We start from the raw sequence: 399 nt of genomic DNA on the forward strand, positions 1-399 counted from the left end.
CAAGTACTACGTGCCGGACGTGGGCGCGTTCGTCATCTATGGGTTGATGGTCGTGCTGCTCGTGCTCTTCCCGGGCGGTTTGCTGGGGAGGCGCGCATGAGCGGGCTGCAGCAATTGAGGCGGTCTGCACGGCCTGTTGAGGGCTCTGCGGCGCATGGGTTGCCGCAAGCGCGTTGGTCGCCGTTTGAGATCGCGTTCTGGTGCGTGCCGATCGCGGTGTTCTTTCTTCTTCCCGATTACCTCGTCTTCGGCAGCCAGGTGTTGATCGTCGGGCTGTTTGCGTTGTCGCTCGACCTGGTGCTCGGCTATGCGGGCATCGTGTCGCTCGGACATGCAGGCTTCTTCGGGCTTGGCGCCTATACCGCCGGACTGCTCGCGGCACATGGCTGGGGTGAACCG

At 63.7% G+C, this 399-nt stretch carries 1 pseudogene; it reads left to right on the forward strand.

What is annotated here, in order from left to right:
* Positions 1-96: 96 nt before the first annotated feature.
* Positions 97-399, forward strand: a pseudogene (locus I6F21_RS38360) (hypothetical protein); the annotation flags it as partial.

The organism is Bradyrhizobium sp. NBAIM03, from assembly GCF_020194055.1.
Taxonomy (GTDB): domain Bacteria; phylum Pseudomonadota; class Alphaproteobacteria; order Rhizobiales; family Xanthobacteraceae; genus Bradyrhizobium; species Bradyrhizobium yuanmingense.